Origin of the sequence: Haloarcula terrestris (assembly GCF_031624315.1) — an archaeon.
Lineage (GTDB): Archaea > Halobacteriota > Halobacteria > Halobacteriales > Haloarculaceae > Haloarcula > Haloarcula terrestris.
Genome location: NZ_JAMQOM010000023.1, coordinates 1 through 22,414 on the forward strand (window position 1 = coordinate 1; position 22,414 = coordinate 22,414).

Here is a 22,414-nt window from a genome sequence, read left to right on the forward strand (position 1 = left end):
TGAATACCGAGAAGGAGACCTGAAATTGAATCGTCTGGTCTCAGATTATGCCGACAAAGGGTTGATACTGGCAGAAATCTGCATGTCAAAATTTCAATCACGCCGCTGTCTTGCGTTCAACAGTACAAGAAATCCAGTTCGCTGGCGACATTGCCGACGTGATTCATCGTGCCCTCCGAAACTGGAAGAGCCGTCACCAACGACAACAGCTTCAATTCAGACAATCACTGCTTAATTCCCAACACGAGACCGTTCCGTATGGCGTTATAGTAATTGGTGACGATGGCGAGATTCTGTCGTATAACGACCGGTTTCGTGACTTCTGGGAGTGGTCTGACAACACACTTGATCGAGAAACCAACGAATCTCTTTTCGAGCATATCCTCCCCCAGTTGACCTCTCCAGAGACGTTAGCTGATTATATTGACCAGTTTCAAAACCATCCACACCAGATTGGCGATGGGGAACTCACTCTGTCTGATGGGAGAGTTGTAGAGTGGTATTCTGCTCCGGTTGTTGGTGACGATGACGAGTACTTTGGCCGACTTTGGGTAACTCGAGACATCACAGAACGAAAAGAACGCCAATGGGAGCTCGAACGCAAAAACCGCGCTATTGAAACGGCCCCGATTGGCATAACACTCTCCGACCCTGCACAACCAGACAATCCACTCACCTACGTTAACAAGCGCTTTACAGACCTCACTGGGTACGGTGAAACAGACGTACTGGGGCGGAACTGTCGGTTGCTACAGGGTGAGCAGACAGCGTCGGAACCAGTTGCAGAAATACGAGCCGCCATTGATGCCGAGCGACCGGTGACCGTTGAGTTGCAAAATTATCGTAAGGATGAAACAAAGTTCTGGAACCGCGTCACGATTGCCCCAGTATATGACGAAGATGGAGAGTTATCGAATTACGTTGGCTTTCAGCAGGATGTCACTGATCGGAAAGAAGCGACGCGTCAGCTTCGCGTGTTGCATCGTGTGTTACGGCATAATCTCTCGAATCAGCTGACAGTTATTCGAGGCTATGTCGATTCGTTAGCGGAGTCGGTGACCGATGATGTCCCAGACGCTGTCGAAGGGATTCAGAATGAAATCGATCAACTGGAGGCAGTAATCAAGAAACACCGGAAGATCGTAGGTTTGCTCGATAAAGCACCAGAGTCTCGGACGTATACGGTTGATGAGATAGTGGCACCTGCTGTTACCACTGTTACGAACGACTACCCTCACGCCGACATCCAGATCGAAGCATGTGAGGAACAGATAGAGGCTATCCCAACAATCGATATCGCAATCGAAGAGTTGCTCCTGAATTCGGTAGTCCATACTGATACACAGCCAGCGAGACTTCAACTCACAAGTGAGGTACGAGATGAGTTTGTCGAGATCAGTATCGCGGATAACGGACCCGGCCTGCCAACGGAAGAGATTGCAATTCTGCTTGGAACGCAAGAAGTAGAGCCATTGAAACACGGAAGAGGATTAGGGTTGTGGCTGGTCTATTTAATCGTCTTTCTGTCCGGCGGGATCATCGACGTCGAGGCCTCGAAAGGTCAAGGGACTGTTGTTCGTATTAAATTACCACGGGTAGATGGGGCTTCGTCACCGCTTGAGTAACTGAGTCGTTGAATTCGCTCGGTCGCTTCTGTGACCACTGTCTGATCAGGTGCTTCCCGGTAATGCTGGCCAGAGAACAACCCGGGCGAGACGGCCTGTTGCATCGCGTTGAGTGTCGTGTGGAGTTGGCCGCTCGTCGAGCAGTATTGATCGATCATCGAACCACAGTCGTAGCTGAATCTGGTGAGAAGACCGACAGCAATAATTCCGCTTGTGATAATTCAGCGACCAGATGCCCTCCTCACGACGTCGCTTTCTAGGAGTAGCCGCGTTGGGAATTACCGGGTCAGCTAGCCTCAGGTCTCTCGAAGCACAAGAACACACAGGCGACCAATCAGCCTACAACTGGCCGATGGGCCGGTACGACCCACCCGGAACCGGGTACAACCCCAAAGCATCAGGTCCAAAAGACGATGTGGCGGTTGCATGGACACACCGGGCACCGGATTGGTTTCGGGGGAGTACCCAACCCATCCGCCGGGGGAAGACGCTATATATCGGAGGCAACGGACTGCTTGCACTCGATACCGAGACTGGGAAACGGCGATTCAGTTTCCAGGGACCCTATCACTCGAGTCCAGCGATCGCCCCAGCTTCGATCTATCAGACCCAGACGTTCGGTATAACCGGACCCGCTGGGGTTTACGGGCTTAACGCGAATGGCGGGCGAAAACTGCCCTTCACAGAGATGAGAGTCGGTGGCGAGCGATGGGCAGGACCACAATCGCCGACGCCCGGTTTCTTCGGGCCGGCCGAATCAACACCCCCAGTCACTGCAAACGGGAGAATATACACAGCAGTACCGGGGACGAACTCCGTCGTCGCACTGAATCCGGACAATGGGGAGGTTCTGTGGCAACAAACCCATCACAAAGACGACGGGGTCAGCGGCCCGTACAACAGACCCGCCGTGGACGGCGGCATCGTGTTCGTCACCGCATGGCCCCAACAGGTTACTGCGTATCATGCTGATACTGGTGACCAACACTGGCACCATGAACTTGAGGAACAGACGGTTCTGCCGCCAGTAGCGACCGACGAGGGCGTCGTCATTCCGACACGCGAATCAGTTCAGTTGCGTGCCCGATCCGATGGCGCACTCCGCTGGGAACGCAACCTCGACGGGAATGCGACCGATAGCACGCCAGCAGTAGCCAACGGGACGATATTCGTCGCCGATGAACAGGAGTCACTGCATGCACTCTCGCTGGCAACCGGCGAGACACGGTGGACAGCACCGTTCGACGGAAAAACGACGCCGGTTGTCGCTGACGGTCGCGTCTACGCTGTGGACTCCCGCTGGGCACTGGCGGCGTTCGATGTCGCTACGGGTGCAAAACAGTTCGAGTACCGGCCTTCGGAAGTCCCCTTCTCGCCACCGATCGTCGGTGATGGGACCCTTTACCTGGCAAATCGTCGCCAAATACTCGCACTGGAGGAAGCCTAATGTCCGGAAACGATGGAGACGGAAGCGAGACGGTGTCTTCGGTCGGACAGCCAGTCTCGACGACACGACTGTCTACCCTGGACGTGCTCACGTCTGCACTGGGGCGTATTCGTCGTGATCCTGTACTCGCTGTCCCCTTTGCTGTCGTTGGTGTACTGGTTGCACTCGGCGACTGGCTTCGCCAGCACGACCCAATTCCGATGGCATCGACCGACGCACTCAGTCAGTCGGTCAGTATCAAATATGCAGTGTTCCCGCAGGGGACTGCACGAACGGTTCGACACGTTGGCGCGTTGATCGACCTCAAACCACGATATCTGCTCTGGGCTGTCGGCCTCGAAATCCTCGTTCCACTCGCAGTCGGGATTGCCGGGTGGCTGACGATTGCACGGGTACTCGATACAGACACTCGTCCTCGTGCGTTGAGCAGGTATCTTATCGCACTCGCTGCGTTCGTCTCACTCCCGCAGCTGTTCGGCGGTTTCTCGGCTGATATCAGTAATTTGCTGCTTGGACTCGTGCTGTTTGCGATGGTCCTGTTCGTCCTGACTCGTCTGTTCCTGTTTCCTGCGTTGTTGGTCACCGGAAGTGGCTTTATCAGGGCACTCAGGCAGAGCTATCATCGCTCACACGGTCAGGGCATGACCATCGCCGGCCTCATCATCGTCATTGGCCTCGCTTACTGGGGTCTCGCGACCGTACCGGTTGCCGGTGGGTTTCTGAGTACTGCGGTTGTGGCGCCGATTCACGCCGTTGCCATCGGGATCGTGTTCTCGGTTGACTCTCACAGTGCAGCGTCAATCCCAGCCAACCAGACTGGAACGAGCGATGTACGGTCGGAGGAGCGTCGGTAACTGCGTTTGTGAATGCTCGCACTGTTGCAGGTCGTCACCAGCGCAACACTCAGGCACAGATTGCGCCACCACTGATGCCACCATCTTCCTCGAAGGTCACGCTGTGTTCCTGGCCAGTTCTGGGACACGTCCGTATATTCGTATAGACGTGTGTCTCGTTCTCCCCGATCTTCTCACCGATGTACACCGTCACGTCCCCACGCGTCCACCCATCAATCGTGGTCGTCGCCGTCTCGCCGGGCGCGACGGTGATCTGTTGGGTGGGGACGCCATCGTCAGCTAAGGTCACGTTCCGATCGCTATCCGGCCAGACTAACTGCGAGAATGTCTTGAGCCTGTGTCCGCCATCTGTGGTTGTGACTGCGAAATTCAGGTACATCGCTTCCTCTCTGCTGTCGACGGTATACGCTGACACTTGATGCGCTGCTGTGTCATTATTTTCGACAGTCAATGTGGGTTGGGAGGGCCCAGCGGCGGTATCATACAGGACATAGCCACTCACAAGCGCCAATCCAAGGAGGAGCGCGATCGTTCGACGGGAGACCATCCGTACGGGCATTTCTTACAGGAAACAGAATATCATTCCGATTGGCTACCCCAAGTACTACGAAGTCCCGTTTTCCCCATCCGTGATACGTCAGGATGTCAGGCAGTTCGTCACCCTGTGTCGGGATCAAAGCCAAGCTCTTAAATGTTCTCGTCGATGGGTTCGTGACCGCCATCACCTTTTAGCGCGGCCACCACGGCATCAAGGTTCTCCAGCGCCGCATATCTGGTTTCCCCTTGGGCAGAGATTTCAGCTTGGCAATTTCGTGCAGTCCACTTCCCGTATAGGTTCTCGCAAAGATGGATCTCACGTCCGCCTCTATCGTTGTTTCCGGATTCAGCACACACCATTTACTTGGCTACTCATCTTGGGGCGAAACCGTTTCAGGAACGTTGGACGCCGAAGTGTGGAAAGTGGCCGCCAATGATGGGGGTTGGGGATGTGAACCACCTCGGGATCGAACCCCAAGGCACTCACCTTGTTTCATCTGTAGATGGTGTACTATATCAAACTGTTACAGATTTCTGTTACAGATATCCAGTACAGAGATTTAATCCCACAAGGGTCCGTCTGTAACATAATCGACGATGACCGTGGTCTCCGTCTCGTATTCAGTCGATTTGGGTCGTTTTGATAAGAGAGTCTGCTGTAACTGATACAATACTCTCAAAACTAACTATAGCCACTCTGGCCAGTTCTATACCGATGTCATCATTCGTCACATATATCTGTCGCTTCAATCACCTGGGTTGCTGTCCGACTGATGCGATCGAGTCGTTCCAGAATCGTATCAGCCTCCTCGGACTCCCAGGCTGCGAGATACAGGGCTGAGCCGCTCATGTCCAGCCCAAAGTACCGACCCACAACGTAGGCCACGGCCTCGGCTTCGACCTCTCGCTTCTCTCGCTCGGGTTTGTCGGTGACGCCGCTGTGCAAGAGCGCATGCGCGTACTCGTGGATCAGGACTGCAGTAACGGCTGCCGTGTTCTCGCTGTCCTTGACCTGAATCTCTGCAATCGGCTGTGTCGTGTCTGGGTCCGTTGTTTGGCAGATTCCGTTTGCAGCCCCGTGTGCCCACTCGTCAGCGTCGATGATCTCTGCTTGTACATCGAGCGTTTCGGCTGCAGCAAAGACAGTAGAGAAGAGGTCAGTGGCATCCCCGCGTGCGTCCGTGTCCAGTTCCGGCAACGGCTCACCTTCCGTCTGAGAGATATCGAAGACAGGTACGGGTTTGAACGCAACAGGTCCCTCCGACCACTCTTCGGGTGGTGTCTCATCGTACTCACAGTCAGTGTCAGCGTGGTAGTTGGGAGAGTTTCCACACTCTGGACACTGCTTGGCGATGATCGGAGCCCAGATCCAGATGGCCTGTTCGCCGTCCTCAACCTGTCTGTTAAACTCCTCTTGCCACGTCCGGTAACCAGCGACTTTCGTCGCCTCGGGACACTGGCGTGCGATCAGCAGTGTGTTCCGATACGAATAGTCGTGGAACCGACTCTGGACATCAAGCCACGCCTGGAACTGCTCGCTTGTTTTCGCTGCTTCGACGCTGTCGATCAACTCTTCGGCCCACTGTTCGATCGTACGATGCATCTCGTCTGTGCGAGTGTCACTGGAAGGAAACTGCACTCGCGAGGTCGTGTTCGAAGCCATCTCGAATCCTGCGAGACACTGTGTTTGCCCCGCACCCCTCGGGGGCTTACAAAACACGGACGCGGTGGGTTGGTCACAGTGCGGAGCTATATCCAGTGTGAGAGATCCGTTTCCTCTGTCTCGGAAAGTGCTTCTCGGATGTCTGTTCGGTCCCATCCAAGCGGTGAGAGGACACTTTCGACTGCGCGAATGAGTTGCGTCTCATAGTACGCTGGGTCATACATCTCAACGTCCTCGTGAGAGAGTGCAACACGTTCCTGTGTGGACTTCTGGTCGTCGACAACCACGTATTCGACATCCTGTCCGGGATGAACGGCAAGACCTTGGTTGTGAGCACGCTCAAGGGCTGCGACGTTCTGTGTGTCCTGTGTGTATCCGTCGAGTGGCTTCGAGACACGATTCCGTTCGACGAGTCGATCTACTGCTACGTCGCCACGATGAAGGCTCACAAGTGCCGCCCTGAGACAACGGAGGACAGAATCCGGCGAGCGGCTTTCGTCAAGTCGTTCGAGACACTCTCGCTGGACATCCTCGATAAACTGCGGTGTTGATCGCTGCCTGGCTTCGATGCCTCTGATTTTGAACTCGTCGTCGCCAGACACCTTGCCGAAATACTTCGTCAGCGCGCCGGCGTCACTCTCACGCTGTGGGACGAAGGCAACCCAGTCATACTGCGCTTCGTATTCAAGCCGAATCTCGGTTGTTTCTGAAATGTCGGTCGCAATCGTGTCGAGACACTCGCGTTGATCAGCTGCAACATCGGGATCCGGTGTGACCCAAATCGAATCGACGATACCATGAACCACTCGCCACCCACCAGCCTCGAGCCGTTGTTTCGCAGTCAGCAGTATCTCACGAGCGAACGCGTTGATTGCCTCGTGGCATTCGATCCGTCCGAACTTCGCGTTGCTAAATCCCTGGTAGCCAAAACAGGCGACAAGGATCCATTTCAGTGCATCTGATCGCCCCGCAAGTTCCTGGAGTCGGTCCTCATCGGGCTCCTCGCACTGCTGCTCGCGACGGATTTCGGCCTTGATTTCGTCGCGAGCATCGATGATGGGCTGGAGCACATCGACGAGGTAGCCGCGGTCGTCACAGATGGCATAGTCCAGTCCCGGCACGTCGTTGCGGCCGCTGTGACAGTCACACCGGATAACATCCGGCGAGACATTGCGCGTACAGATGATGTTTGGGTAGAGGCTGGAGAAGTCAAGCTCGTGAACGTCTTCATGGAGACCGACCTCGGGTGCGAAAATGAAGCCGCCGCGGTCGGCGTCATGGAGTGTTCCCATCGGTTTGAAGAACTCATGTCGCCAGGAGTTCCACGGCACGAGGACGCCCCGATCATGGGCTTCACAGATCTGAATGGCGGTGAGGACATTTCCGATTGACGCCCAGGCGAGTTCCTGAACTGGCTTCTTTGACCGTGAGACAAGGTCAAGGACGCCATCAAGGTTCGTTTCTCCGTAGAAGAACGTGTTTGACTCGTCGATGATCGCCCGACCGGGTACGTTGTACCGGGCCGGAGAGTGACCAACGCGGCCGTAGCTCGAATACGTTGAGCGACTCGCGAGTTGTTGATAGTCGACCTCGGGCCACCGACTCAATGTGAAATCACTGCTACTGGTGGTTGTAGCCATCTCGTACAGCGTCGGAATAATATCGCTCGTCGAACAGACCAGAATATCCGGATCGTGTGTCTCGACTGCCGTCTGGACGGCAGTCAGAATATCTTCTGGTGAGCCGCTAACGGACTCGCCAGCCACTTCCAGTTCCGCGTATGTGTCCTTGCTTGTCTCGGTTACTGGGACGCTAAGCCGGAGTGTCGACAGCGCCGTTGCTGGCGTTGGATCGAGACCGTTCTCCAGGCAGTAGCGAAACTCCCGTGAGAAATCGACATTGAAGCACGCAAGATCTCCAATCGGATACGCGTCTACCTGACGTACCTGGCGGGCAAGTGACGTGACTCGGCTGATATGGGCAACGTCAACAGCGAGGACACGCTCGTCCTGGCGACGGAAACCCGGTCGCCGAGAGCCGATCTTCGTCGCGACGACATCCGGGTGCCGCTCGTACAGTGTGCGCAATGCCGTGAGGTCGATATCGGTAGCCGGTGAGCGCTGGGCAACGTAGAAACGTGGCGTGTAGTCGTTTCGCTCGATCACAACGGCACTATCGTTCGTCGCGTCCCATTCGAGTACCCGGCCGTCAGCAAGGAAGTCGATGGTGAATGTCATTGTCTGAAGCAACCATTAGGCGACAGGATCGAGTGACTTCATCGAGAAATCGGATTTCGAACAGTACCGTTCGGCAAGGTTCATCAGCGCTCGTGTCCGGCGAATATCTGCAATATTGTGCAAAACGACCGACTCAAAGTTCCCTGTCTTCCAGGCTGTAACAGCCTCGGTACTGTCCTCGAACGGATCTATATCTCCCAGTCCGTCCCCGATGAGTTCGTCGTACACACCTGTGAGTGTATTCTCGGTCGTGTTGAACCGAGATTCGAAGACATCCATCACCTCAATGTATGGGAGAGCCCCGAACGGCCAGTCGAGACTGTGGGAGGTGAGACGGGTTCGGAGGAACGGTAAATCGAATCCGCCGTTCCACGTTTCTCCATTGTAGGCGGCGAGTTTGATGTCCCGTGGAGTGAGTGTGGACTCGACGAACGTTGTGACCGCTTCGAGGAGTGCTGTCTCATGCTCGTGTATCGAGAGCGTGACCGGGGTGGTTAGACCGTCGTTGAGGCACTGTTCAAGCTGGGGCGAACACGATTTTCCGCCGGTATTGAGAAACACACGGGAGCTGATGTCCGCATCAAACCCGACGACAGTGAGCCGATCACCAACTTCGAAACCAGTCGTTTCAATATCGAATGCGACGGTCGCAAGCTCCGTCATCGGTGGGTCCCCTCCGCCGGCTCGTCTTGGTCGATGGGCTGTCGGTCCTGTCGGGCTTCGAGTGCCTTCTCAAGATCATCGAGACGTTCTTCGTGTGTGTCGAGCCTGGCTTCCTGTTCGAGATCAATGCTGAACAGTGCAGGTAACACCGGATTCTGGTGGTTCAACAGTCCGCTTGCGTCAGCATGGTTGCGAGCATACTCGAACAGCTGGTCGAACTGGGGCTGATCACGACTCCGGAGTGCTCGTCGAAAGTCCGCCCAGCGTTCCTCGATAGCCCGCAGCGCATCACGATACGTCGGGTTCGTGCGCCCCATCGTTATCGCCCTCCGGCGCTGACAGCGGTCCAGGCATCGAGTAATGGATCTGTCCTGAGAGGTTTCGTCTCGCCGTTGGCTGTCACGGCTGTCCCAACATCACCCGACGTTCTGGGCTTGAATCTGGATGACACTGGTTCCAGCCCGACTTGTTCGGCACGGGCAGTGAGTACCTGTCGCCAGTAGGCGAACGTCGTCTGGTAGTACGCACCGTCGTCGACAGGATAGACCAGCGTCTCGAACTCGTCGCCGACGAACCGTGGCCCAAACCTGGTTTGCTCACATTTCAAATGCTGGTCAGCAGCTGTTTCGACGGGTGTGGTGAACGCATCAGTCGTGGTGCGTGTCACTAGAACCGGCACGTCGTATCCCTCGGCGTAGGTAATCACTTGTGCGAGGGTCCGTGCCTGCAGTGTCTTTGCATCGCGCTGTCCAAGCGTGTCGTCGGTCCGATACTGTGCGTCAATCGCTGGAACGACGATGAGTGATGGGGTGAGTTGGGATGAGTCCTCATCGCCTCCTGTCGACTGTCGACCGTTCATTCCAGGATCAGTGGTAGATTCCTGGATAGACTGATTGACCGCTGTCTGGAGATCGTCCACTGCGCCGTAGTGCTGGTAGGCGGTGAATCCGCGTGCGACATGGATTCGGTCAAGCAATCGTTGGCTGGGTGTGAGACGGGCCAGTCCAGTTGTTGTCGCGTGGCCGTTGGCGTCGACCCAGAACGCTGGCCCGTCGTGCATAAGTAGATGATCGAGGACAAGCGACTGGAGAACCGGAACACCTCGTCCACCCTCGATATCCAGGAGTGTAATACCAGTCTCCAGTGAGGGCAGGAGGGTGTTCTCGTTTGCTGGGTCGGACTGTTTGACCAGATCGCGGTTGTGGTCCGCTCCCCGTGTTGGGCGGTGGACTGATTTCGATACCGGCGTTGTCTCCGACGTAGTTTCTTCGTCCATACACACAAAGAGACAGAGATATCCGATAAGGGACGGCGTGTCCGTTCCAGATTTCAGGAAACACGTAATCCAGCAGTTCTATACGTTCGCCGTCAGGTGGTTTTATTCCGCTGAGACAGTGTTTCCGAAACCATTTCAGGAAACGTGAACCGCCACAGATCAACCGGTTTCACGCAGCAACAATTAACAGCACAATTTGACACGGTTTGGTGATGAGGGCTACTCAGGCGATGACAGCGCGGCGTGGTCGATAACTGTGTATTCGCGGTCCCGACTTGTGCCCTCTGCGTCGAGGAGGTTGTATTGAGCCATCTTCGAGAGATACGTTCGGACAGTCCGTTTCGTCCGGGGGTCATCGACGTTCTCCGTATAACGGTCGTGAATCTCGCTCGGGCTGAGTGGACCGTGATCACGAACGATATCAAAGACGACCTGCTGATGTGGAGTCAACGTATCGAGACTCTTCTGCTGGATCTGGGCACGGGCGTCGTCAGCCGATGAGAGAAGAATATCGTCGGTGATCCGTTCGTGATTCTCTCTGTCGGCCTTGCTAGCTGCAGTCCGGAGCATCCCGATTGCGAGGCGAGCGTCGCCGGCAGCCGCATCGGCAATCCGATAGAGTTGCTCATCACTGATAGCATCCTCATCAAGCCCCCACCTTACACGAGCATGCAGAATGTCGTAGAGTTGCTCGTCGTGGTACTTGTCCATGCGGACGTGTTCACTGGAACGGAGTCGGCTCACCAGCCGGTCGTCGACACGACTGAACAGCTCTTCTTCCTTGTTCGCGATACAGATGATCGCAAACTGTGGGAGACTGTGCAGGTCGTAGATGACGCCTGGATCTTCGAGCTGGTCAACTTCGTCGAGGATGATGACGGTTCGAGGGCCGTCGTACTGCTGGAGTCGGTCGATGAGTTCGTCGTGCGGTGTCGACTGACGATGAATGTCGATGGTCTTGCCAAGGTCATCGAGAATCTGGTAGAGTGTGCGGAAGCGGGTGTAGTTACGCCAGCAGTTGACGTAGGTCGCCTCAACGTCGATTACTTCTTCGCGCAAGCGTTCAGTGACGAACTGTGAGATACACGTCTTCCCTGTCCCGCTGGGGCCGGTGACGATAGCGGTGTTGGCTGGATCTCCGTTTGTGATCGGCTCAAGGACCGTAGAGAGATGATTGACCTCCGCATCGCGATGCTCGACTTCTCGTGGGACGAACCCGGCACGCAACACGCGAGCATCACGGATCATACCTTACTGTGCAAGTAGTTCTGAGGCGCGTAATAAAAACGTGGCCGGGTCGTTTCCGGAAAGACATGTCCCTCGTCTGGTTGATATCGTGTCTGAAGCCCTTCTGCGTTCGAGTACGGACGGAGTAGCTGGAACTGTTTCCGAAAGTTTCCGGAAATCTTGTGTTTCATAGATCTTGGACATATCCTCCGATGGCTGGTCTACCCGTCATCCTCTGTCGGTGGCCGACTGGATAATCGATCGAACCGATCCTGCGCTGCGTCCTGTCGCGTCTCCGTTCGCTCCGGATCGTAGTCTGTCTCAGTGAGTTCTTCTCCTGCAAGCGTCACCGACAGAATCGCATTGGCGTGTCTCGCATCGTCGGGGAGTTCGGTTGTGTCGATCACTGCATGACCTACCTCAGCCCCGTCCTGTTCGAAGAAGACAGTCGCGAGTCCATCTTCGATTGAATCGACGACTGCAGTGTATTCACCGTCTGCCACCTCATCCAAGTCTGTCATTCGTATGTCTCCTGACGGACGATATCCCCGTCACTGTTTCGCACGGTAACTGTGTCGCCGCCGTTGTTCCAGATCGGTGATCCCGACCCCCAGTAGAGATCGGTGTCGCTGTCGGTCCCACTACCAGTGTACAGCGTCACTGTCTCACCCGCACCCAGGGTGTAGCTATCCGGAAACGTGTACGTCCGCCCGGCGTCGTCTTCGACTGTCCACCCCGAGAGGTCCAGTGACTCCTCACCAGTATTTTCGAACACGACGTACTCGTCGTTGAGGTTCTCGCGGTCATCGCCCTCGGCATCAGCGTTGATGTCTGCAATCTGTAGCGAGTCGGCCGTGCCCGTCGTCCCACCGTCAGTCACGATAGTTGCCGTCTGTGTAGTGACTGGGGTGGCACCGAGTCGGTCACGCTCTACAACAGTGCCACTGGTTCCTGGCTCGACAGGCTCGCCGTCACGGATTGCAAGCGGGTCCGTCGGCGCAGCCTGTTGTGTCCGAACCGAAACGCCTGCCCCGTCGCTGACGAGGACGATGTCACCATGGGTTGCCGTCCAGTATGCGGGTATTGACCGGTCGTGCAGGCGCTGCAGGACCTCGTCTGTGGGATGGCCGTACTGGGAGTCGTAGGCACTGGAGATGACGACCGCTCCGGGCTGGACGGCATCTAGCAGGTCTCCGCTGGTTGAACTCGATGAGCCGTGGTGACCAGCTTTCAGGACAGTCGCCTGGAGCTGATTGCCGTATTTATCGACGAGATACGCTTCCTGATCGTCTTCGGCATCACCGGTCAGGAGGAAGCTTGTCTCGCCGTGAGTGAGCTTGAGAACGATACTGTTCTCGTTGCGGCCGTCATTGTCGAGGTATGGTTCTGGTGGGCCAAGCACCTGCGTGTCGACGCCCTCAAACTGTATCGAATCGCCTTCTCGGGTTTCATACAGTGTGACGCCGTGTTCTTCGACCGCATCGAGATATCGTTCGTAGGTCTGTGTACTCGCAGCGATTCCCGGGTCATAGATTGCACCGATGCCGTTGGCTTCGGTCTCGTAGTAGTTGATGATCACAGCGTTCCCACCGATGTGGTCGGCGTCATTGTGTGAGACGACGAGATGATCGATTCGGTCGATATCGTGTCGCTGCAGATACTGCAGAACGTACTCGCCATCGTCGGTGAAATGACCAGTGTCGATTAACATCGTCTCACCAGTTGGCCCAACGACGAGCGTACTCACTGACTGGCCGACATTGATATAGTGGACTTGGACTGTGCCGTTCGCGGTTGTGGTGTCCGTAGTAGTGGGCGACGGTGACGGTGTTGGGTCGGCTGTGGAGATATCTGCTGGTGCAGACCCGCTACAGCCTGCCAGGAGGAGGACGACTACGAAAAGAAGTATCGATAGCCCTCGCGATTTGAACATGATACGGTTTCGTATGATATCGAGCGTCATAGACTCCGTGGCCAGGGAGACAGATGGTCCGGCAGCTATATTTCCAGATGCAATGTTCCAACCAGTTGCTCAACAAACATCAGTACCTCACAAAGCATCGCCAGTTAACCTGACCTGAGTCACCTGTTCTGTCGAGATGAGTCGTCGATAGTGGTCGAGGGACGCTAATCGAAGGGGGAGCTGCCGCTGTCGGCGGCGATCAGCCGCCGACGCGGCAGCGTTGCCACTCAAAAGGTGGCGTCCTTGCCTGGTGATTACCGGTGGAACCGGTCGTCCGGTGGCCGGTTTGCGGGGACGGCCCGACGCACCGCGAGGGCCGTCCACGCTGCCCGACACAGCATGTTGATGAACTCCTCGAACGACCATTTCCAGAGGCGACGCCCTCCACGGCGGGGCGTCGCCACATACTCCCAATGGAGATACCGCCACACATTCTGCAAGAGTAGGCTTACCACGACGTACAGCAACCGTACAACCGGATTCTGCGTCGTGGTCGTCACAATGCTTTGTTCGGAGAGTCGGTAGCTCGCCTCGATACCGAAGCGTTTCGCGTAGTGGTATCGGGCATCTCGTGGTTTGTCAATGAACGGCGCGTCAGCGGCGTAGCCGTGACGCGCCACTCCGTGTTCGTCGTACCGTCCGTTTTGATAGGTACAGTCGATATAGACGGGAAACTCGACGGTCCAGCTGTGACCGTCGAGTTTCCCCGTCATCTCGTGTTGGATGACACGACTCCATCCTTCCGAAAGTTCCTGCTTGATCGTCTTTCCCCACCGGACGACCGGCATCACGTACGCGTAATTGTGGGCCTGAAGAAGCGTGAGACACTTGCTATCGTAGAATTCTCGGTCAAGATAGACGGCCTTGACGCTGCGGTCAAGGCCGTCAAGGAGACCAAAAAACTCGGCGAGGACGCTGCTGGCGGTGTCGCCGTCGACAAGACGGCGCACCGCCAGCGTGTACCGTTTATTCTTCACACGCGCGTAGAGTGTCGCATAGGCATGGAATGCGGTGGTTCCACGCTTCGCTTCTGAGTGGTAGAGGCCAGCTGTTTCGTCCTCGTTACCGTAGTAGGGTCGCAGGTGGAGGTCTGCGCAGACCTCCACCTGCTTGGGAAGGATCTCTAGAACGTCCTTTTGGAGGAGTGCGTTCCCGACTTGTTCAACCGACGCTAGGTCGAACTTCTCACGGAGATGGTACAGAACCGTGTTTTCGTGGGGAGAATCTTCACTGGTCTCACAGAGTTCAGATATCGAGGTCCCGTCGGCGCATGCGCCGACGAGGACCTCTAAGATATCCTCAGCATCGATTTCAGCGTTGTTGCCGAGTCCAAGAACAACTTCCTCGTCAAGCGAGTTGACGAGAAAGTTAAGGAGCTGGTCCTCGTGGATTTCATCGTCTGCTTGCTGTTGGTGTTTGGTCACACTTCATCAAGCAGACTTCTCAACTAACGGGCTTTGTGAGGTACTGAATCTTGGGATACCCGATGGGATATTCTGACCAGACTGCTGACGAGTACACGGACATCGTGGACTGGCGAGGGCGGCGCGTGCATCTATTGGGGGCAAGTCCCACGAAGCAGTATCCGGTAATCGAGGAACTAACACAGCCGCGTGTGACCGGAGAGGAGCCAGCCGATATCGTTGGCGTCGACTGGAACGGGGTTCATCTGGCGGCGCTTCACGGGGAGTACTTCTCACCACATGGCTACGGCAATGCAGACCACCTCTCGATTCGGGAGACGGTTCGAGAGAGCTTGCGACACATCCGGTCATACTGGAAATCGCGGGAGGTGTGGCCCACCGTTGAGAAAGACCGGACCCCGCTAACAGCGGAACCGATGGACCCTGTTTGGGCTGCTGACGGTTCGAGAGCGACTATGAATGGCCTTGAGGATGCGATTGTCGTTGAGTACGAGAACGGACAGACGCTCGCGTACCGGAGCCAACACGAGCGAGACAGCGTGGAATACCGGTCAGGACTCACTCCCAGTGAAGTTCACGGCTAGAGCCGAACGTGTCGTCTCAGAGGTTTTGTAACTCCCCGTAGGGCGAGGGAGACAGATGACTACTACACAGACTGAGCGAACTCGTGGCCGCTTCGTACTCATCGGATGCGGCGACGCGAAAACCGACGATCCAGCTGAGGCCCGCAACCTCTACACATCGTCATATTTCGCAGTCAAGCGAACGTATGCTGAGGCGGCTGTCCAGTGGGCTCGAACCGCTGACCGGCGAGCGAACACTTGGGCGGTTCTCTCTGCAGAACACGGGATCTTGATGCCTCGGCAGACGGTCGCCCCGTACGATACGACCATAGAAGACCTGCGCGGTGAACCCATCGAAGGAGAAGCCAATTATCGGCTGCCGTCAGGCGACCGAGTTGAGAGCCGACTAGATCGGTGGGCGCTCCGTGTCCACTCATCACTGGGCGATTGGCTCCGGCGGCCATACGCTGCCGATCAACAGGAGTCCCCCTGTCGAGAGTTGGTCATTCTCGCCGGCAGCGACTACGTCGATGCGCTGCGTGAGCGCGGTAGCTTCGACGGACGGCCAACTGCGATTCGGACCGGGCGAGAAACGTACACTGCCCTTCCCCCGAAAGCGACAGTCCGCTTCCCCTTCCAGGAGCAGGACTTCGGCGGGATGTTCGACCAGATGAGCTGGCTCTCAGACCGGGCCGAAGAACTCTCGTCGGCAGCGGCTCCAGCCCGACGATCAGAACTCTCGGCCTTTGACGGGGGCTTCGAGCGCGATTCTGCTACGTGGCAAACAGATCATAGTGGCGTCGACGTCGAGGGGACTGAGCAGGCAGGGCTGGATGCATTCGAGAACGTCCCTGAGCGGTTCCTTGCCACGAGACAGACGAGTCTCGCGACCGACGGCGGGGAGGGAGAACTGGATGGATAGCACGCAAACCCACGATATTGAGCGAGCAGCGGATATCCAAGTTGACACGCCGCTTGATCGCGAGATAATTCGGGCGACGGGGACAGGATTTTTGACTGTCTGTTCAGACGATTATTGCTCTTGGCAGGGACTGTTCCCAACCAGAGAGATGGCAGCCGAAGCAGTCGAGACCCACATTGAGCGAGCCCGGCGGTCTCCGGATTATAAGTACCACTTCGGCCAGCAAAACCCGTACGTCGTGGAGCTAATCGACGATTCCACAGCACGGATCTGCCCGAACCAAGAGCTAGATCCACTTGAGCCGTGGAACTCCCATCGCGACGGACAGCGACTTTCCCGGTCGGAAGCCACTCGAACACCGCTCGGGGAACAGTTGCATCGCGGGGATGTTATTGACTGCCACGGGCCTGGTGACGCGATGGTGCTACAAATCTCGCAAACTCGAGTGTTTGGCTTGCCGGCGTTCAGCATCATCTACGTCTCGCCCGATAGCGAGCCAAACAAGGATGGCAGCTACAGCGACGATGACCACCGATATCTGAATAATTACGTGGCTCGCAACGGCGAAGCGGTGAGCGTTCCAATGGCCGATCGGCTGTCGTTCCGTGGACAGACCAACGCCCAGAGCGACCTGAAACGGTGGTCGTCGCACTAACACCTCGTATTTAACCAACACTCATCGTTTCTGTTGGTTAATACGCTGTATCAGGCGATTTTCTGTTCCTCTGTCGGGTGAGAGGATGACTGCAACTGACCTGACCGAAACGCAGGACGGACAGCCAGACCAGCAAGCCGGCTTCGACTTCAGCAAGCCCGGGCAAGAGCATGAGATCGAGGTGTCGTACTCGTGGGGGTATGTCGACACCATCTACATGGACGACGACGGCGAACTGGTCCGCTCACAGGATACTGACGGTTACTATCGCAACGATGAATCGTTCGAGTGTACCTGCGGGGAGACATTCGGTTCCGAGAGCAAAGCAAAATCCCATATCCGAAGCGAGGGCTTCCGAGGCCCGCCGGTGCCGGTCGACGGCCATCCAGAAGCATTGCGTTGGGAAACCGAGGCGATAACCGACTTCGGGGGGAATGTGGTATTCATTCCAGACGTCGCGAACACCGCTGGCAAAGTCGTCGAGGGTGCTGACTACCTGATCGCTACGGCCCGGACGACACTGACGCCACCAGCGGATCATGAGTTCGACAGCTGGGACCCGCTCCAATCTGGCCGCTTGGCGAATCATCGCGGCGACCCACTGTTCTCGGTACGGCTCTTGTCGAAGGCCATCGCGACGCTTTCACCCGGCCACCAGTACGTTCCAGACCGCTACACTATCTACTTTCGTGGACACACAGCACTGTACTTGGAGGGGCCGAGCGACGGCATCATCATTGCTGAACGACTCCCCGGCCTCGACTGACGCGGCGATTTTCTGTTCCTCTGGTGGCTGAGAGGATGACAGAACCAACCTCCGAAGTCCGTGATGGATCAGCCACGAACAGTAACGAATCGACCGTCGACGAGCAACCGATTCCAGTCGTCAAGCCTCCTTCGACATTTGTCTGGCAAGATGAAGTGGTCCCTGCGTTCGATGGGTCTCTCACTGTGCGTCCAGAGTCTGCCCGGTATCCGATAGCCGCACAGGTTGTCGACGGTGCTGAGTATCTTGTCGCAACAGCCCGAGAAACGTTCACTCCCCCAGCTGACTACCAGTTCCAGTCGTGGGACATACTCCAGTCTGGTCGCCTTGCCCTCCGGTCAGGCGACCCGCAGTTCCCGCCAGCTGACGTGAGCCGTGCAATCGCAACGCTTGCGAAGCATCCTGCGTACCAGCCTGAGCGGTTCACCATCTTCTACCGAGGGTGCGAACCAGTGTATATCGAAGGTCCAGACACCGGGATTGTGATCACCCCGTGGTGACTCAATAGCAGTTTTGTGGTCCTCTGGAGGGTGAGAGGATGTCCACACACTCAGCGTCGAAGTCGTTCCAGCATCGCCCGCCAGCAGACACGGGGGAGTGTTCCTGTCCGATTCACGCCAACGGTGACCCGTTCACGGCACCCCTCGGGATTCGGTTTGCCGATCACGTCTCCGTGGAGCCAATCGGCAGAGAAACCGCAGCCGCCGTCTACGAGGCGCATCACTCCTACATGGGGTCACTGCCGTCAGTCAATCTCGCTCACCACGGGCTGTATTTCCAAGACTCGCTAGTCGGGGCCATCACCTACCGGTATCCACTGATCTCGAAGAAGCGAATCCGGTACGGCGTCGACGGCCAGCTCTGTCCTGAACCAGTCGAGATCGACAGCCTTCCATCGGAGATTCGAGCAACTGCCCAGCGGGTGCTTCCGTCGACGGACACACCAGTCGTTGACAGCGAAGTGATTTCTGGCGACTCGCTCGTTGAGGCCGCGCGGATTTGTATGGGCGTTCGGATGCCGAACCTCGCGTCGGCAGCGCTGGCCCGCTCACAGGAGCGATTCTTGCAGGGTGACGACCGTGACACTCGCTTCCTGTTAACGTGGGTTCGCTCAGACTACGACGGAGCGATGGTTCGGGCGCTGCAAGACAAGGGCTGGACCTGTACGGGCTATCGAGAACCAGGGCAAGCAAGCAACCGCGAGAACAAGCCGATCCGTGAACGGTATAAATGGCGCTTTCTCTGTCCCGTGGACACTACTCGCGAGCAGTCAACACTTGCACGGTGGTCTCAATGACCGACATCCAGCCCGAGGCAACGGCTGAGTGCTGTCGGTTCTGTGGAGAGAGGGCTGATATCTCCGGTGAGGCGTACACCTACGTCCGGTGGCCCGACGAGGTCGACCGAGAAGACGATGTGTTCCGGTTCCCGATTTGCGGTGAGTGTGCGCTTCAGGACCGCGACAACGTCGAGCAGGTCGCTTCGCTCTTCCACGAAGCAGATCGAGACCATCTACTTACCTGTGATGTCTGCGAGGCTGTTGGCTGCTCGTCTGACAGTACTCGCCGGCCAGCAACGGAGACGTATCGGCTCGCAAGTGTTATCTCCTGGTCGGTGAGTATCAACGGCTTCGACGGGGCAACGCACTCTTGTAGTGAGTGTAGTCCTATCATCACGCTCGACTGTGTGAAACGCCCCGGCCGGACATACGACGATGAAGTGCCGCGCCTCGTCGAGCCCCCGTTTGACTCAATTGGGAAGACAACAGGCGAGCCCCCGGCAGACAGTACACAGATCGAGATCGGCGGATGGATTGGGTAGCCGGCGGTAGTTCCTCGAAACTGGTGGGTCTAATCCGTTAATGAGCAGTACAGGGAACCCAAATATTATGACGTATGGGCTTGCTAGTTCAGGTATATAAATGACAAACAGACTGAATGAGGCGATAAAACAGATTCGAATTGTAAAGGAAAAAGTAGACGACCCTGAATTGTCTGGGGAGTTGGAGCGGGCACTGGAAGCGCTTCAAAACGCGGTAGAGTCACTCGAAGACGACGAGTGATTCGTATCATCAGGTGGTTCTGACTGGATAGGCCATGTTCAATTCGCAGTCTTGTTGAGCAGGTATTCAGCCAGCACAGTAAGCACAAAACTCCAGTCACAGCGGCAGCGAGCCCCAATTTTGTGTTCCTCTGGTGGGTGAGAGGATGTCTCGAAATATGTCCTGCCGTCGTTTGGAAGACCTGTCGCAGCCACCTACCTCGCAGTTCGTCGAGTCCATCGCGACAACTGTCCAAGGGCAGCCCGACAGCGCTGATGTTCAAGCAGTTGTCCTCCGTGCTGTAGCCCGGCGCTCAGACAGCATCGACTTCCCGGACGTACTCGAACTTCGCTCGCTCTTGGACGTCGACGGTGCGCAGGCAGTCACGCTAGAGCAACAGGTCATGAGCATCATCAGCGCCATCGAAGCCGAACTCGCCGGTTGGGACCGGCTGGAGGTCGCTGCATGAACGCAGCAGGGACGGCCACATTGGGTGATTTCGGCGCTGGTGGCCCACGCTCAGATGCGCTGATTGACACACAGAGCGCGGCACAGGAGGCTGCCGTCGGTGAGTGGGAATTTCTCGCCGTTGGCAACGATACGATCGGGTGGCACATCCCCGACAACGGAGCAACAGTCCTGCTCAAAGGTGGCGACGACGGCTGGACGCTCGAACGGGCGACCAAACTGGTCGGGACGCGAGGCTCGCTCGATGCTGGTCTGGATCTCGCCACCTCGTACATGGCGGATCGGCCGGAGGGAGCCTCGACATGGCGATGATCGAGCGCGAGAGTTGGTGTCGTGAAGAACGCCAGCGAGTTACGGCCGCACTGGCACGCGCCCGGTTTTGGCGGTCGATTGAACCCCACAAAGTCGGGTTCTGGGATGCCGTCGACGAGACGCTTCTAACTTACTACCCCGACTGTCGGTACAAACGCAACGCACAGGCGACACTCGATGACTTCCGGGGAGGGGATATATGAGCGACCCAATTCTCGACAAGTTACCTCCCGAACGGCTGTTGGAAGCTGACCATCTCCAGGTAATCGTCGCTGGCATCAACTGTATGCACTCAATCGAGACGATCCAGCAGTATCTCGCCTACGAGAATCAGCACAAGAATCGGACGCCAGTGCAGTCTCGTCTTCGAGAGCGGGCACGCGAGATTCGTCGCGATGAATCGGATGCCGAGGGGCAAGTCGTCGTGTAATTTCTGTGCCCCAACAGGGTGAGGGGCGTCCCATTGAAGGCGCTCTGCCTACCGATATGACCGAGAACAAGACAGAAGAGACGGCTGTACAGCAGTACGACAACTACCCCGACCCTGACGCTATCGTTCACTTTGCCGACGCCTCAGAGGAACTGGTCGGCCTTATTATAGAGACACTGGAGACCTCCGAGTTCCTGTCGACCTCTCGCGGCGGACTGCCTGAAACGATGCTACTCGTTGAGCAGGTCGAAAATGAGTGACGACCAGCTGTTCATTGTCGTTGAGGGCGTCGAACCAGCAGATTTTCCTGAACACGAGGCCGTTGCTCTTGCGAATGACATCCACGACCTGATTCGTGAGGAGTACGGTAAAGAGGAGATCGAGGGCGTCATCCCGGTGGTCAATCCCGATGCACACAAGCAGATGCAGGCAACGGAACTCTGACCGGGTGAGAAGGCAGTTTCTTTAGCCATGGTGCTGGCTGCAACGCCTGTTCAATAAGTGTGCGTACTGGACAGGTAGCGTGTAGCCACCGACAGAAAACTTATCACCCGAACCGAAATTTACCGAACTACTGTGCCCTCCCGGCGAACGGTACTCCAGACAGGACTCGTCACGTGCAGTACGTATCTTGCGGGATGTGCCGCTCCAACCACGGACAACAATGCCAGGACTACCGCTTCATATAACGACTCCGGAACCTTTGGGGAAACTCCAGATGGCCCGAAGTCGTACCCTGACCGCCCCGACAGCCTGAGTTCTGAAACCATCTCTTCGTACGTTCGAGAGTTCGAATATGCAAGAGTGTACAACTCGCTCCACGAATCCAATGCAGATACCATCTCAGTCGGATGTACGGGTGTGTACGATACTGCCGCTCATGGCGGTCACTACGCCCTTGCAGCATGTGGTGGGTACGCTAATTACGCCGATGGTTTTCTAATTCTTCGATGTGTGGTTCCCATTCGCTCTGTACCTACCAAAATGGACGGTACGACGAACACGGAGTGGCGCGTCACGGCTACGCCGTTGACGCGCCGTTCATTGAAACGCCACGAGATGCTCGATACCACTACGCGAAACGCTTCGGTATCGAGGCCAGCTACCGACTCTCCGAACAAAGCATTGTAACAACCACGACACAAAATCCGGTTGTACGGCTGCTGTACGTCGTGGTTAGTCTACTCTTGCAGAATGTCTGGCGGTATCTCCATTGGGAGTATGTGGCGACGCCCCGTCGTGGCGGGCGTCGCCTCTGGAAGTGGTCGTTTGAGGAGTTCATCAACATGCTGTGCCGGTTTGCGGGGACGGCCCTCGCAATGCGTCGGGCCGTCCCCGCAA

The 22,414-nt window shown here is 56.6% G+C and carries 27 protein-coding genes and 2 pseudogenes; 18 read left to right on the forward strand and 11 right to left on the reverse strand.

What is annotated here, in order from left to right; genetic code table 11:
• The first annotated feature begins 110 nt into the window (after positions 1-110).
• The 3 genes from NDI54_RS20655 to NDI54_RS20665 all read left to right on the forward strand — a co-directional run bounded on the left by NDI54_RS20655 (position 111) and on the right by NDI54_RS20665 (position 3,926).
• Positions 111-1,625, forward strand: coding sequence for a PAS domain-containing protein (locus NDI54_RS20655; protein WP_310898221.1), 1,515 nt, complete (start codon positions 111-113; stop codon positions 1,623-1,625).
• A gap of 688 nt (positions 1,626-2,313) precedes the next feature.
• Positions 2,314-3,072, forward strand: a complete 759-nt coding sequence (locus NDI54_RS20660; RefSeq protein WP_310898222.1) for a PQQ-binding-like beta-propeller repeat protein — start codon at positions 2,314-2,316, stop codon at positions 3,070-3,072.
• The gene (locus NDI54_RS20665) at positions 3,072-3,926 is read left to right on the forward strand and encodes a hypothetical protein (RefSeq protein ID WP_310898223.1); all 855 of its coding nucleotides are present in this window, start codon (positions 3,072-3,074) and stop codon (positions 3,924-3,926) included. Before NDI54_RS20660 ends, NDI54_RS20665 begins: the two co-directional genes overlap by 1 nt.
• Positions 3,927-3,975: 49 nt before the next feature.
• On the opposite strand, the gene NDI54_RS21500 is transcribed toward NDI54_RS20665, so the two are convergent.
• The 11 genes from NDI54_RS21500 to NDI54_RS20715 form a co-directional block, all read right to left on the reverse strand.
• Positions 3,976-4,473 (reverse strand): hypothetical protein, encoded by a 498-nt coding sequence (locus tag NDI54_RS21500; RefSeq protein WP_406600216.1) that lies wholly within the window; start codon positions 4,471-4,473, stop codon positions 3,976-3,978.
• Positions 4,474-4,613: 140 nt separating this feature from the next.
• Positions 4,614-4,823: a type II toxin-antitoxin system HicB family antitoxin gene (locus tag NDI54_RS21570; protein ID WP_455032231.1), complete on the reverse strand. Its 210-nt coding sequence runs from the start codon at positions 4,821-4,823 to the stop codon at positions 4,614-4,616.
• A 361-nt stretch (positions 4,824-5,184) separates the two neighbouring features.
• The gene (locus tag NDI54_RS20675) at positions 5,185-6,126 is read right to left on the reverse strand and encodes an ImmA/IrrE family metallo-endopeptidase (RefSeq protein ID WP_310898225.1); all 942 of its coding nucleotides are present in this window, start codon (positions 6,124-6,126) and stop codon (positions 5,185-5,187) included.
• 86 nt (positions 6,127-6,212) lie between these two features.
• Positions 6,213-8,363, reverse strand: coding sequence for a type B DNA-directed DNA polymerase (locus NDI54_RS20680; RefSeq protein ID WP_310898226.1), 2,151 nt, complete (start codon positions 8,361-8,363; stop codon positions 6,213-6,215).
• 15 nt (positions 8,364-8,378) lie between these two features.
• Positions 8,379-9,026: a hypothetical protein gene (locus tag NDI54_RS20685; RefSeq protein ID WP_310898227.1), complete on the reverse strand. Its 648-nt coding sequence runs from the start codon at positions 9,024-9,026 to the stop codon at positions 8,379-8,381.
• Entirely contained in the window at positions 9,023-9,343 is a 321-nt protein-coding gene (locus NDI54_RS20690; protein WP_310898228.1) for a hypothetical protein, read from the reverse strand. The genes NDI54_RS20685 and NDI54_RS20690 overlap by 4 nt, the downstream gene beginning before the upstream one ends.
• A gap of 2 nt (positions 9,344-9,345) precedes the next feature.
• The gene (locus tag NDI54_RS20695) at positions 9,346-10,302 is read right to left on the reverse strand and encodes a hypothetical protein (RefSeq protein WP_310898229.1); all 957 of its coding nucleotides are present in this window, start codon (positions 10,300-10,302) and stop codon (positions 9,346-9,348) included.
• A gap of 219 nt (positions 10,303-10,521) precedes the next feature.
• The gene (locus NDI54_RS20700) at positions 10,522-11,550 is read right to left on the reverse strand and encodes a Cdc6/Cdc18 family protein (protein WP_310898230.1); all 1,029 of its coding nucleotides are present in this window, start codon (positions 11,548-11,550) and stop codon (positions 10,522-10,524) included.
• Positions 11,551-11,750: 200 nt separating this feature from the next.
• On the reverse strand, positions 11,751-12,050 hold the full coding sequence (locus NDI54_RS20705) for a DUF3006 family protein (RefSeq protein ID WP_310898231.1): 300 nt from the start codon (positions 12,048-12,050) through the stop codon (positions 11,751-11,753).
• Complete coding sequence (locus tag NDI54_RS20710; protein WP_406600217.1) at positions 12,047-13,462, reverse strand: lamin tail domain-containing protein; 1,416 nt, start codon at positions 13,460-13,462, stop codon at positions 12,047-12,049. The genes NDI54_RS20705 and NDI54_RS20710 overlap by 4 nt, the downstream gene beginning before the upstream one ends.
• A gap of 284 nt (positions 13,463-13,746) precedes the next feature.
• Positions 13,747-14,916, reverse strand: coding sequence for an ISH3 family transposase (locus NDI54_RS20715; RefSeq protein ID WP_310898233.1), 1,170 nt, complete (start codon positions 14,914-14,916; stop codon positions 13,747-13,749).
• 47 nt (positions 14,917-14,963) lie between these two features.
• Here NDI54_RS20715 and NDI54_RS20720 point away from each other — a divergent pair.
• The 15 genes and pseudogenes from NDI54_RS20720 to NDI54_RS20790 all read left to right on the forward strand — a co-directional run.
• A pseudogene (locus tag NDI54_RS20720) lies at positions 14,964-15,500 on the forward strand (DUF6610 family protein); the annotation flags it as partial.
• Positions 15,501-15,555: 55 nt separating this feature from the next.
• The gene (locus tag NDI54_RS20725; protein WP_310898234.1) at positions 15,556-16,401 is read left to right on the forward strand and encodes a DUF6884 domain-containing protein; all 846 of its coding nucleotides are present in this window, start codon (positions 15,556-15,558) and stop codon (positions 16,399-16,401) included.
• Positions 16,402-16,549: 148 nt separating this feature from the next.
• The gene (locus NDI54_RS20730; protein ID WP_310898235.1) at positions 16,550-17,056 is read left to right on the forward strand and encodes a hypothetical protein; all 507 of its coding nucleotides are present in this window, start codon (positions 16,550-16,552) and stop codon (positions 17,054-17,056) included.
• 85 nt (positions 17,057-17,141) lie between these two features.
• Positions 17,142-17,822 (forward strand): hypothetical protein, encoded by a 681-nt coding sequence (locus tag NDI54_RS20735; protein WP_310898236.1) that lies wholly within the window; start codon positions 17,142-17,144, stop codon positions 17,820-17,822.
• A gap of 35 nt (positions 17,823-17,857) precedes the next feature.
• The gene (locus tag NDI54_RS20740; protein WP_310898237.1) at positions 17,858-18,322 is read left to right on the forward strand and encodes a hypothetical protein; all 465 of its coding nucleotides are present in this window, start codon (positions 17,858-17,860) and stop codon (positions 18,320-18,322) included.
• A 38-nt stretch (positions 18,323-18,360) separates the two neighbouring features.
• On the forward strand, positions 18,361-19,119 hold the full coding sequence (locus tag NDI54_RS20745) for a hypothetical protein (RefSeq protein ID WP_310898238.1): 759 nt from the start codon (positions 18,361-18,363) through the stop codon (positions 19,117-19,119).
• On the forward strand, positions 19,116-19,643 hold the full coding sequence (locus NDI54_RS20750; RefSeq protein WP_310898239.1) for a hypothetical protein: 528 nt from the start codon (positions 19,116-19,118) through the stop codon (positions 19,641-19,643). Before NDI54_RS20745 ends, NDI54_RS20750 begins: the two co-directional genes overlap by 4 nt.
• Positions 19,644-19,743: 100 nt before the next feature.
• Entirely contained in the window at positions 19,744-19,884 is a 141-nt protein-coding gene (locus tag NDI54_RS20755; RefSeq protein ID WP_310898240.1) for a hypothetical protein, read from the forward strand.
• Positions 19,885-20,041: 157 nt separating this feature from the next.
• Complete coding sequence (locus tag NDI54_RS20760) at positions 20,042-20,332, forward strand: hypothetical protein (protein WP_310898241.1); 291 nt, start codon at positions 20,042-20,044, stop codon at positions 20,330-20,332.
• On the forward strand, positions 20,329-20,643 hold the full coding sequence (locus NDI54_RS20765; protein ID WP_310898242.1) for a hypothetical protein: 315 nt from the start codon (positions 20,329-20,331) through the stop codon (positions 20,641-20,643). The genes NDI54_RS20760 and NDI54_RS20765 overlap by 4 nt, the downstream gene beginning before the upstream one ends.
• Positions 20,634-20,846 (forward strand): hypothetical protein, encoded by a 213-nt coding sequence (locus NDI54_RS20770; protein ID WP_310898243.1) that lies wholly within the window; start codon positions 20,634-20,636, stop codon positions 20,844-20,846. The genes NDI54_RS20765 and NDI54_RS20770 overlap by 10 nt, the downstream gene beginning before the upstream one ends.
• A complete protein-coding gene (locus NDI54_RS20775; protein ID WP_310898244.1) occupies positions 20,843-21,073 on the forward strand; it encodes a hypothetical protein in 231 nt (76 codons plus the stop codon). Before NDI54_RS20770 ends, NDI54_RS20775 begins: the two co-directional genes overlap by 4 nt.
• Positions 21,074-21,129: 56 nt before the next feature.
• Positions 21,130-21,333 carry a hypothetical protein gene (locus NDI54_RS20780; protein ID WP_310898245.1) on the forward strand — a complete coding sequence of 68 codons (204 nt, stop codon included), beginning with the start codon at positions 21,130-21,132 and terminating at the stop codon, positions 21,331-21,333.
• Positions 21,326-21,517, forward strand: a complete 192-nt coding sequence (locus NDI54_RS20785; protein WP_310898246.1) for a hypothetical protein — start codon at positions 21,326-21,328, stop codon at positions 21,515-21,517. Before NDI54_RS20780 ends, NDI54_RS20785 begins: the two co-directional genes overlap by 8 nt.
• 527 nt (positions 21,518-22,044) lie before the next feature.
• Positions 22,045-22,414 (forward strand): annotated as a pseudogene (locus tag NDI54_RS20790) (ISH3 family transposase); the annotation flags it as partial.

Coding starts and splice junctions, on each gene's coding strand:
- NDI54_RS20660 (WP_310898222.1), top strand. CDS start 2,314: ATGAGAGTCGGTGGCGAGCGATGGGCAGGACCACAATCGCCGACGCCC.
- NDI54_RS20665 (WP_310898223.1), top strand. CDS start 3,072: ATGTCCGGAAACGATGGAGACGGAAGCGAGACGGTGTCTTCGGTCGGA.
- NDI54_RS21500 (WP_406600216.1), bottom strand. CDS start 4,473: ATGGTCTCCCGTCGAACGATCGCGCTCCTCCTTGGATTGGCGCTTGTG.
- NDI54_RS21570 (WP_455032231.1), bottom strand. CDS start 4,823: ATGGTGTGTGCTGAATCCGGAAACAACGATAGAGGCGGACGTGAGATC.
- NDI54_RS20675 (WP_310898225.1), bottom strand. CDS start 6,126: ATGGCTTCGAACACGACCTCGCGAGTGCAGTTTCCTTCCAGTGACACT.
- NDI54_RS20680 (WP_310898226.1), bottom strand. CDS start 8,363: ATGACATTCACCATCGACTTCCTTGCTGACGGCCGGGTACTCGAATGG.
- NDI54_RS20685 (WP_310898227.1), bottom strand. CDS start 9,026: ATGACGGAGCTTGCGACCGTCGCATTCGATATTGAAACGACTGGTTTC.
- NDI54_RS20690 (WP_310898228.1), bottom strand. CDS start 9,343: ATGGGGCGCACGAACCCGACGTATCGTGATGCGCTGCGGGCTATCGAG.
- NDI54_RS20695 (WP_310898229.1), bottom strand. CDS start 10,302: ATGGACGAAGAAACTACGTCGGAGACAACGCCGGTATCGAAATCAGTC.
- NDI54_RS20700 (WP_310898230.1), bottom strand. CDS start 11,550: ATGATCCGTGATGCTCGCGTGTTGCGTGCCGGGTTCGTCCCACGAGAA.
- NDI54_RS20705 (WP_310898231.1), bottom strand. CDS start 12,050: ATGACAGACTTGGATGAGGTGGCAGACGGTGAATACACTGCAGTCGTC.
- NDI54_RS20710 (WP_406600217.1), bottom strand. CDS start 13,462: ATGTTCAAATCGCGAGGGCTATCGATACTTCTTTTCGTAGTCGTCCTC.
- NDI54_RS20725 (WP_310898234.1), top strand. CDS start 15,556: ATGACTACTACACAGACTGAGCGAACTCGTGGCCGCTTCGTACTCATC.
- NDI54_RS20730 (WP_310898235.1), top strand. CDS start 16,550: ATGGCAGCCGAAGCAGTCGAGACCCACATTGAGCGAGCCCGGCGGTCT.
- NDI54_RS20735 (WP_310898236.1), top strand. CDS start 17,142: ATGACTGCAACTGACCTGACCGAAACGCAGGACGGACAGCCAGACCAG.
- NDI54_RS20740 (WP_310898237.1), top strand. CDS start 17,858: ATGACAGAACCAACCTCCGAAGTCCGTGATGGATCAGCCACGAACAGT.
- NDI54_RS20745 (WP_310898238.1), top strand. CDS start 18,361: ATGTCCACACACTCAGCGTCGAAGTCGTTCCAGCATCGCCCGCCAGCA.
- NDI54_RS20750 (WP_310898239.1), top strand. CDS start 19,116: ATGACCGACATCCAGCCCGAGGCAACGGCTGAGTGCTGTCGGTTCTGT.
- NDI54_RS20755 (WP_310898240.1), top strand. CDS start 19,744: ATGACAAACAGACTGAATGAGGCGATAAAACAGATTCGAATTGTAAAG.
- NDI54_RS20760 (WP_310898241.1), top strand. CDS start 20,042: ATGTCCTGCCGTCGTTTGGAAGACCTGTCGCAGCCACCTACCTCGCAG.
- NDI54_RS20765 (WP_310898242.1), top strand. CDS start 20,329: ATGAACGCAGCAGGGACGGCCACATTGGGTGATTTCGGCGCTGGTGGC.
- NDI54_RS20770 (WP_310898243.1), top strand. CDS start 20,634: ATGGCGATGATCGAGCGCGAGAGTTGGTGTCGTGAAGAACGCCAGCGA.
- NDI54_RS20775 (WP_310898244.1), top strand. CDS start 20,843: ATGAGCGACCCAATTCTCGACAAGTTACCTCCCGAACGGCTGTTGGAA.
- NDI54_RS20780 (WP_310898245.1), top strand. CDS start 21,130: ATGACCGAGAACAAGACAGAAGAGACGGCTGTACAGCAGTACGACAAC.
- NDI54_RS20785 (WP_310898246.1), top strand. CDS start 21,326: ATGAGTGACGACCAGCTGTTCATTGTCGTTGAGGGCGTCGAACCAGCA.